The 9,404-nt window shown below is 44.9% G+C and carries 10 protein-coding genes; 3 read left to right on the top strand and 7 right to left on the bottom strand.

Annotated features, from left to right (window positions below):
- On the bottom strand, positions 1 to 69 hold a 69-nt coding region (locus ACN0W5_RS18690), incomplete at its 3' end, for a twin-arginine translocation signal domain-containing protein (RefSeq protein WP_125932986.1).
- A 282-nt stretch (positions 70 to 351) separates the two neighbouring features.
- Between ACN0W5_RS18690 and ACN0W5_RS18685 the strand changes: the two genes are divergently transcribed.
- Together ACN0W5_RS18685 and ACN0W5_RS18680 are read left to right on the top strand one after the other, a co-directional pair.
- A complete protein-coding gene (locus tag ACN0W5_RS18685; RefSeq protein ID WP_417455588.1) occupies positions 352 to 1,746 on the top strand; it encodes a cache domain-containing protein in 1,395 nt (464 codons plus the stop codon).
- Positions 1,743 to 2,384, top strand: coding sequence for a response regulator transcription factor (locus ACN0W5_RS18680; protein WP_417455587.1), 642 nt, complete (start codon positions 1,743 to 1,745; stop codon positions 2,382 to 2,384). The genes ACN0W5_RS18685 and ACN0W5_RS18680 overlap by 4 nt, the downstream gene beginning before the upstream one ends.
- A gap of 66 nt (positions 2,385 to 2,450) precedes the next feature.
- On the opposite strand, the gene ACN0W5_RS18675 is transcribed toward ACN0W5_RS18680, so the two are convergent.
- Positions 2,451 to 3,896, bottom strand: coding sequence for a TrkH family potassium uptake protein (locus ACN0W5_RS18675; RefSeq protein ID WP_417455586.1), 1,446 nt, complete (start codon positions 3,894 to 3,896; stop codon positions 2,451 to 2,453).
- Positions 3,897 to 3,969: 73 nt separating this feature from the next.
- Between ACN0W5_RS18675 and ACN0W5_RS18670 the strand changes: the two genes are divergently transcribed.
- Positions 3,970 to 4,095 carry a hypothetical protein gene (locus ACN0W5_RS18670; RefSeq protein ID WP_417455585.1) on the top strand — a complete coding sequence of 42 codons (126 nt, stop codon included), beginning with the start codon at positions 3,970 to 3,972 and terminating at the stop codon, positions 4,093 to 4,095.
- Between the two features lie 24 nt (positions 4,096 to 4,119).
- Here ACN0W5_RS18670 and folE read toward each other — a convergent pair whose 3' ends face one another.
- From folE to ACN0W5_RS18645, 5 genes are all read right to left on the bottom strand, one after another.
- Positions 4,120 to 4,728: a GTP cyclohydrolase I FolE gene (gene folE, locus ACN0W5_RS18665; protein WP_047765473.1), complete on the bottom strand. Its 609-nt coding sequence runs from the start codon at positions 4,726 to 4,728 to the stop codon at positions 4,120 to 4,122.
- A 55-nt stretch (positions 4,729 to 4,783) separates the two neighbouring features.
- A complete protein-coding gene (gene apaG, locus ACN0W5_RS18660) occupies positions 4,784 to 5,176 on the bottom strand; it encodes a Co2+/Mg2+ efflux protein ApaG (protein ID WP_299377591.1) in 393 nt (130 codons plus the stop codon).
- Positions 5,177 to 5,454: 278 nt separating this feature from the next.
- Positions 5,455 to 6,720 (bottom strand): SulP family inorganic anion transporter, encoded by a 1,266-nt coding sequence (locus tag ACN0W5_RS18655; RefSeq protein ID WP_417455584.1) that lies wholly within the window; start codon positions 6,718 to 6,720, stop codon positions 5,455 to 5,457.
- 247 nt (positions 6,721 to 6,967) lie between these two features.
- A complete protein-coding gene (locus ACN0W5_RS18650) occupies positions 6,968 to 7,651 on the bottom strand; it encodes an ATP-binding cassette domain-containing protein (RefSeq protein ID WP_417455583.1) in 684 nt (227 codons plus the stop codon).
- A gap of 8 nt (positions 7,652 to 7,659) precedes the next feature.
- On the bottom strand, positions 7,660 to 9,378 hold the full coding sequence (locus tag ACN0W5_RS18645) for an ABC transporter permease (protein WP_417455582.1): 1,719 nt from the start codon (positions 9,376 to 9,378) through the stop codon (positions 7,660 to 7,662).
- Between the last annotated feature and the right edge of the window lie 26 nt (positions 9,379 to 9,404).

Below are 9,404 nucleotides of genomic sequence, written 5' to 3'. Positions count from 1 at the left end.
AAGTGTTGCTGCTGCTGCACCTGCTGCTACACCCGTAGCTGCGCCCGTTAGAAACTTTCTACGATTCATTAAAATTGCCTCCGGTTAGAAAGAATAATCTCAAATTTTTCAAGATTTCTCATTTTATTATGACACCGTTTCTTTGACGGCTTGGTTTATGCTGTAAAATATTGTGGACTGTCTATCAGTAACAGCCCGAGATTTAAATTCGCAGCACTTGGTAGTTAATCACGTTTAGTGGGGGTACGAAAATACCAACTAATACTGAGAGAAAAGCAAAAAGTAGCATGCTATAGTCAGAATTTAATGCAAATATCCCGTAATGTTTAAGGGTGAACGGAAAATAAGCTTATGAATTTAAAGCAGAAAGTACTCTTGCTTGCAACCGTTCCCTTAATTTTGGCGATTTCAGCCATATCTATTTTGGTAACCTATCAAACACAGCGGTTATCCAATGATGAAATCGCGGCATTTGAGCGAAACATGGTTAATGCCAAGAAATTGGAGCTTTTAAACTACCTAAGCCTCGCGCAGACATCGATAAGACATATCTATGATCCGGCTGAATCATATGATTTGGATGCAAAACGGCAGGTAAAGGAAATCCTCAAAACCCTCACTTATGGGGAAGATGGCTATTTCTTCGTTTATGATTTTGAAGGAACAAGCCTTGTTCACCCTAAACAACCCGAGTTGATTGGTAATAATTGGTGGGAACTCAAAGACACCACGGGTAATCTTGTTATTCAGCACTTGATTTTCAGAGCGCAAGAGGGTGGTGGCTTTCATCGGTATCTCTGGGCAAAGCCTTCCTCTGGGGAGATTAGAGATAAAATTAGCTATGCGATCGCTTTGGATAAATGGAACTGGATGCTGGGAACAGGGCTTTATATTGATGACGTTATCGCCCAAGTCGCTGAATTTGAGCTGGAAGTTGAAGAACGCATTCGGGAAACGTCTGTGATTATCCTTATCATTACTTTCACTGCACTTGGTGGGGTTTTTGTGACCGGGATTGCGATAAATCTGCACGAGCGACGTGTCGCTGATGGAAAGTTAAAGGATCTCACGCAGCGTATTATTGAAACACAGGAAGAAGAGAGGGGTCGCGTGGCCCGTGAACTTCATGACGGAATCAGCCAAATTTTGGTTTCGATAAAGTATGCGCATGAAGTTGCTTTGAAAAAAGCCCAACGGATAACCGAAGATACTGAGGGTGTCGCTGGGGCCATTGAAAAAGGGGCAAATGCGTTGAACATCGCGATTAATGAAGTTCGACGCATTTCTCGTGATCTCAGGCCTAGTCTTCTTGATGATCTAGGATTGTCGCCTGCCTTGGAAAGTTTAGCTCATGAATTTTCAGAGCGTACGAATATTAAAATTAAAATAGGTACTGTTACCTTTAAAAATTTGCTTCCAAAGGATGCAAAAACAACATTGTTTAGAGTGGCGCAAGAAGCTCTGACGAACATTGAACGCCATGCAAATGCCGACCATGTTGATATTAATTTGGCTGCACATCAGGGAATTGTGACGTTAGAAATTTCTGATAATGGTTCCGGTTTTGATATTCAGGGACTGAACACAAAAAAAGATCCCCTTGCAGGAATTGGATTAAGAAATATGCAAGAGCGCATGGAACATCACGGTGGAGAATTAGACATAACATCTTCCCCGTCGGGAACGAAGATTGTTGCGACACTTCCAAAGGGTATTTTGCGTACGGAGGCCGAGATAAAGTCATGATGAATGAGAAAAAAGTAATATCCGTACTGCTTTGCGATGATCATCCTTTGGTTCGTGATGGCCTTAGATCCTGCCTAGAGCTTTACGACAATATTGAAGTGATTGGGGAGGCGACAACCGGAGCTGAAGCTTTGGCCAAAGCGGAAGAGCTAAGACCTGACGTCGTCTTAATGGACATCAATATGCCGGAATTGAACGGGTTAGACGCAACAGAAATATTTGCCGAAAAGTATCCTGAAATAAAACTCTTGATTCTGAGCATGCATAACAATCGTGAATATATTTCCAGCGCTTTACGCTATGGGGCACGGGGGTATGTTTTAAAGGATGTACCATCTCAAGAGGTGGTTGCTGCTATTGAAGCCGTACATTTAGGGGGAACTTATTTTAGTTCGGGAGTGTCCAAGATTCTGATGTCATATCAGGATAGTGATGCGGAAGGCCCCTTAACCACACGCGAGCAAACTATTTTGTTGTTGTTGGCAGAGGGGAAAAGCAACAAGCACGTTGCTGTGGAGCTGGATATCAGTGTGCGCACAGTCGAGACTCATCGTAAGAATATCAAGCGTAAACTGGATATTAGTTCTACTGCAGGTTTGACACGATACGCGATCGAGAACGGGTTGCTTTCAAGCTAAAGTGATTATTCCCCGAAAAAGTTCAGGGGGAAAATGTTTAGGGTAAAATTATTAGAGTCTGTTGATCTAGCCGCGCCAGAAACGAGGAAGGATCATCACCATAATCGTGAAGAGTTCCAGCCGTCCAAGAAGCATTCCCGCAGACATGAGCCACTTAGCACTATCTGGTAGAGGCTGGAAGTTTCCGGCGGGGCCAATGGTTTCCCCAAGACCGGGGCCAACATTTGCAATCGCAGTTGCCGCGCCTGAAATAGCAGTGATGAAATCCAATCCCGAGAAACCTAATCCTGCTGCAAGCAAGACAAAACTGACGGCAAAGAGGAAGAAGAAGCTCATGACTGAGTCTGAGACACTTTCCGGGATCGGGTTACCATTATAGGTCGGAAAGAAAATACCGTTGGGTTGGATCAAACGGTTGAGCTGTGCCTCGGCAGTTGAATAGAGAACCTGCAGGCGGAATATTTTAATGCCACAGGTCGTGGAGCCTGCGCATCCACCGACAAACATCAATATAAATAGCAAGGCGAGGGCAAAGCCGCCCCATAAGCCGTAGTCGGCAGTTGTAAAGCCACTACCTGTCATCAGAGATATGACATTAAATGCCGATAGTCTTAGGGCTGTAGCAAAAGAATAGCCATTATCAGCAATAAGCCAGTAAGTTATAAGGGCAATTGATAACCCAAGAATGATCAAAAATGTTTTTACCTGACTATCCTGAATCAGAGATTTGAAATCCCCCCGAATAACGCGCAGATAAAGTATAAAGGGAATGGAGCCAAGAACCATAAAACCACTGATAGCCCAATGAATTTTAGGATCTTCAAAGTGTCCAATAGAGGCATCGTAGGTTGAGAAGCCTCCTGTTGCGATTGAGGTCATGGCGTGAACAACAGCATCAAACCCGCTCATACCCAAAAGGGACAGGATTATTGCAGCTCCGATTGTGATAAAGACATAAAAGATGGAAATAGCGGCAGCAATTTGAGCTGCCTTGGGAAGTACTTTATCTGCTTCAAAGGCTTCAACCCGGAACATCTGCATACCACCGACTTGTAGAATCGGAAGAATGGCAACGGCCATGACAATAATACCGATACCACCCAGCCATTGCAGAATCCCACGCCAAAGAAGGATACCTGGGGGGGTCTCATCCAACCCTACAATAATGGTAGAGCCAGTTGTTGTGATCCCAGACATGGATTCAAAAAAAGCATCAGTGATGCTGAGATCCAGTTCTGAAAATGCCAATGGGACAGCCCCAGCAATGGCAATGGTCAGCCAGGCAAGATTTGTAATAACGAAAGCTTCACGCAGGCTAAAGGCTGTCCAGGTTGCGTTGGTTGCCAGCACCATGGATATGCCAACAGAAAGACTAAGGGCAGAAGATGTCGCGAAAACGCGCCAGTCAGGGTGTCCTGCTGCAGCATCAACGATGGCAGGTATGATCATGGCAATGGCCATGATCGAGAGCAGTATTCCTGTGACGAAGACGACGGGACGGAACTTGATCATCTTCAAACCTTTTGGCCAAATAGTGGTTTTATGACCGATGAAAAAACTAAAGTAAATCCATCGAGGAGCCAGAATGACACCTAAAAGATCTTATACCAGTTCCGTCAGGGAAGCAGGTGTAAGGGCGAAAGTGCTGGGAGGGTATCAGAAAATTATTGTTATTGGTATGCAAAAGCCCCCTATCCGCATTGCGGATTAATGGGGGCTTTGGATTTTATTTTTCTTAAGACGCTGAAGAAGAAGGATTCCCAATGAGAGAAAGGAATTCGCGCCTTGTGGATGGGTTGGTACGGAACAGGCCAAGCATACGGCTTGTTACCATTGTAACGCCTGATTTATGAACACCGCGTGTGGTCATGCATTGGTGTGCAGCTTCGATAACAACGGCGACGCCCTTGGGCTGGAGAACCTCGTTAATGGCGTTGGCAACCTGCGCTGTCATCTTTTCTTGAATCTGCAGTCGTTTTGCATAGGCTTCGATCACGCGGGCAAGTTTGCTGATGCCGACAACACGATTATTAGGCAGATAAGCGACATGTGCTTTTCCAATAATCGGTGCCATGTGATGTTCGCAATGAGATTCAAACCGGATATCTCTGAGCAATACAATCTCGTCGTACCCTTCTACTTCTTCAAAAGTACGTTCGAGTAATTCCCGAGGCTCAACATTATAGCCTGCAAAAAATTCTTCGTAGCTGCGTACAACGCGATCAGGCGTGCCCAATAAGCCTTCGCGGGTTGGGTCATCACCTGCCCAACGTAGAAGGGTTTCAACCGCGGCCAGAGCTTCATCGCGTGAAGGGCGGATGACTTTGCTATCTTTGTCACTCACGGACTATAATCCTTTTAGCTTCTAACGGATTCAAAGCTCCGATAAAAGTGTTGTTCTAGTTCGGACGCGCTATCTCGTAAGGGCTGTCCAGTGAAAAGGGTGGAACCAATACATCGTATAGTTCCCCGCTAGTGTCTTCCATTTCATAACTGCCACACATGATACCAGAGGCAGTAGAAAGAGGCGTACCACTTGTATATTCAAAACTTTCACCAGGCTGTAATAGAGGTTGTTCTCCAACCACGCCAGCGCCTCGGACCTCTTGAATGCGTCCCATTGAATCAGTAATTCGCCAATAACGATTTTTCAAGGTAACGGCCTCGTCGCCTGTATTTTCTATCTGTACCTGATACGCCCAGACATAATGATCATCAGTAGGTGACGACTGATCTTCAAGAAAAGTCGGTGTTACTGTTACCGTTATAGACCGGGTTGTCTGGCTATACATCAACGTTGGCTCCCAAGCTATCTCAAAACGTGACAGCTTTTATCTCGTTTCTGCCGCAAGAGCAAAAATCGAGACGATATTCTGTTATTAAAAAAATCTCATATCACTTTGTTAGACAACTGTTAATATAAATATATTATTAGAAAGCAATCCCCTCTGTGCACTATTCATGGAAATAATGTCAAAATGTCTTCGGAAAATTGATTTTTGTATCTGTAGGAATGAACTTAGAGCGAGGAGGCATTCGGTGATATTAATAGGTCTTTTTTCATTGAGTATTATCGGTTTGGCGGAGACCAATCATTTTTTATATTATTTCGTCTACTAAGGCGCAGAGCTAACCCAACAGATACACCGACACCGATTGCGACAGTCAAATCAACAAGAACAGTCAAAATGAGTGTTAGTAGCAAAAGTATAATATCGCTTTTCTTGCCTCGAGCATATTCACGCCATTTGTGTGGCTCGGTCATGTTCCAGGCGGTGATCGTGAGAAGGGCGGCCAATGCGGGCATAGCCATATAACTTGCCAGTGGAGCAGCGAGCAACATAACAAGCAGTATTATAATAGCATGAATGATTCCTGCTACTGGTGTTTTGCCTCCTGCTTTTATGTTCGTTGCGGTTCGGGCAATTGCGCCTGTGGCTGGAAGCCCTGTGAATAATGCTGAGCCAATATTAGCGATACCCTGTGCGGTAAGTTCGGCATTCGGCCTGTGTTGTCCGTCAATCATTTTGTCGGCTACCATCGCCGATAGCAATGATTCAACGCCTGCTAAAAATGCAATAATCAAAGCAGAAGGAATAAGCTCTATAATTCGAGAGAAAGACAAATCAGGTAGCTGTGGCCATGGCATTTGACTTGGTAGTTGACCAAAGCGAGATCCGAGTGTGTCCACAGGCAGAGACATCATTGCAACGAGTACCGACCCAACGCCAATACCAATAATTAAACTAGGAAAACGAGGGGCTATAATGCGGAGAACGACAATCAGTATAAGTGTGATAATCGCTATTGTCGTGGCTGGTAAGCTAAGGGTTTGGTGGGCTGCCCAGAAGACAGGTATTTTTTCTAAAAAATCGGCTGGAACGTTATCTATAGACAAGCCAAATAAATCCTTTAGCTGACTTGTGGCGATAATGATTCCTATGCCAATAGTAAAGCCATTAACAACGGCTTCGGGAACAAAAGCTATCAGGTTTCCTGCTCGAAAATATCCGCCGACGAGTAGAATAATCCCTGCCATGAAAGTGGCCAATACAAGGCCATCATATCCGTATTGTGTGATGACGTTGAAAACAACAACGATGAATGCCCCTGTCGGACCACCTATCTGAACGCGACTGCCACCAAAAAGTGAAATCAATAAACCGCCAATTATAGCGGTTACAATCCCTTTTTCTGGGGGTGCACCGGAAGCGATCGCGATCGCGAGGCTGAGGGGAAGAGCGACTAATGCTACTGTCACACCGGCGAGAAGATCTGCAAAAAAAAGCGATCTGTTATATGTTGTTAAAGTTGTAAAAATCTTTGGATTACGCATGATCAGGTGGTCTCGAAAAATTGCGAGCGCTAGAATTGGTTGATGGTGTTCGTGAACATTACGGCGTGGAGTGTTCGTTAGAGACAATCAAGAACACAGAATATTTCAACAATCTCTGACGAGTATGACAAATTATAGCGTCGCGTCTGATGCGGATCAAGTTGGCGGTCTGAATAAAATTTGGAGGCTGTAACAGATAATGCTAACCAGGTTCTATTATTTTGATCAAAGCTAATGAGGTTTTCAACTAGAAATCGGATACTCGAATAACTTTCCCGCCTGTTGATTGAGCATCTTCGGGGTCATGGGTGACCAACAAAGTGGGCAGGTTATGTGCCCTTGCGTGTCTGAAGACAAAATCGCGAAAGCGAGTACGTAGTTCAGTGTCTAGTTTCGAGAAGGGTTCATCCAGTAAAAGCGCACGGGGTTGAGAGAGTAGTGTTCTTAATACTGCAATGCGTGCTCGCTGCCCACCTGATAGGGTTGCGGGATCTCTATTTTCGAATTCTGATAATCCAGCATCTTTTAACGCTTGGGAAATCAAAGATACTCGTTCTTTTTTGCTTTTGATGTGGGCGGGAATACCAAAGCATAGATTTTCGCTCACAGACATATGAGGGAACAAAAGATCTTCTTGGAACAGCATTCCTATATGTCGTTCTTCAGAGGGAAGATTGGTTAAGTTCATATCATCCAGAAAAACTTCTCCGACAAGAGAAAAATCGCTTTCAAGGGTACCGCTTATCGCCGCAAGAAGACTTGATTTCCCACAGCCACTTGGCCCCATAAGGGTTACAATTTCCCCCGGAGAAATGTTCAAGGAAAGGTTCGTGAAGAGCGTTTCCCCACGTAAGCACAGCTTCAGATCCTTTAAATAAAGTGTGGGATATTGTGCGGGGGGGGCAGATTGCTTGAAAGTATTATCGCTCATGATGTCACTTAATGTTCCTTTAAAGCACGGCGATTACGGAAAACAATATTTGGCAAGGTTAGCGCAGCTATAAAGCATAGCAAAGGTAACAAAGCCTGAAGAAGTGCGTACACGGCAATTATACGTCTATTGCCACTAGCTGAAAGATTGACAGCTTCGGTGGTCAAGGTTGAAAATCGGCCTCCACCGACGAAAAGAGTTGGTAAATACTGGGCTACCGAAACCGCAAAACCTATGGAAAAGGCAAAAAGTAATGGTCTGAGTAACATGGGCAATCTTATGCGCCAGAACGCACGAGCCGGGCTTATTCCCATCGAAAGCGCGACCTTCATATAGCGATCATCGTGTTGTCGGTAAGGGTCTGTCAGGGACAGGAATACATAGGGGAGAACAAAGAGAAGGTGGCTCCAGATAATCGCAAGCCAACTGGCATCGATGCCTGCTTTAATTGTCAAAATTTGTACCCCAAAAAGGAAAGACACCTGTGGGATCATAAGAGGTAAGTACACAAGCCACAGGGCTCCCGATCCGGCTGTTTTCCCCCGGCGTTTTTCATTTTCCAAACAGGCAATAACAAGTATTACCGCAATGAACGAGCTGATCAGGCCAATTATAAGCGTGGAAGAGCTACTCCATAATAGGTTGTTTATATTACGGTCCCAGCTTTGAATGCTCCAGACTGAGGGTAAAAAGTCCGGGTATCGCCATCGGCGGGTGAAAGACCAAAGAATAATGACGAGTAAGCTACCAAAAAACAGAACGAAAATACTATTCAGGGAAAATTTGGAAACCTGACGAACAGGTTGTTCTAAAAATGTCCGTCGGCCATTTATAAGCCACCTTATACTTATCCGGGATATTGCTTTTTCTGTAATCCACCAAGTGCCAATTACGCAGACAACGACAAAGAGTTGGAGTAAGGCACCTGCGGCAGCAATAGTCCGATAGTTTAGGTCGGGGTCATTAAACCACCGAAGTACCAATATTGATAACGTAGGCGGTGTTGTTGGGCCGAGGATCAGGGCAAGATCAACAACGGATAAGGAAAAAGCGAGAACGGCATAGATGGGGAGGCGAATTTGCTTATAGATGACAGGCAGTATGCCCTTTACCCATGCTGCGATCGGATGATAACCCAAAGTTTTCGCGAGCTTTAGCCGCTGTTTTGCTTGAGACTGATCCAGTGCGGCCAGTATCATCAATAAAAGATAGGGTGTTTCTTTTATCATTAGCCCAAGAACGAGTGATATTCCCCATTCATCGTGAATAGTAGCGATATCCGGAGGGCGTTCCCAGCCCGTCGCCCAAGGTGAAAATATACGGGCAATCCAGCCGCTAGGGGCAATTAAAAAAGCAAGGCCAATAGCAAGGGCAGAATGGGGAATGGCAAGAACCGGGGCCAAAATCCTACGTGCTTTTTTAAAGCTGCTCGTACCATTCCACGCTGCAACAAACGAAAGGGATACGATCAAGGAAAGAACTGTTGCGAGGACCCCGCTCGATATAGACGTGATCAGGGCACTGGATAAAGCAGGATGCGAAAAAAGATCTTCCCAGGCATTGGTATTTATCGATACCTGCCCAATAACGGGCAGGTATCCAAAAGCAGGTAAAACAGTACTCGTAAGTCCGGCAAGTACGGGTAGTAGAAAAACCATGAGTGTCAGCACAGGTACAGTGGGCAAACTGAAAAGCACGCTGAAAATTGAGCTGAGAAGTTTTGTCATGCTTTAAATGGTATCGTAATTGTTTG

The organism is Kiloniella sp. (genome assembly GCF_048270245.1).
Lineage (GTDB): Bacteria > Pseudomonadota > Alphaproteobacteria > Kiloniellales > Kiloniellaceae > Kiloniella.
This window is presented reverse-complemented; position numbering and strand designations above follow the sequence as displayed.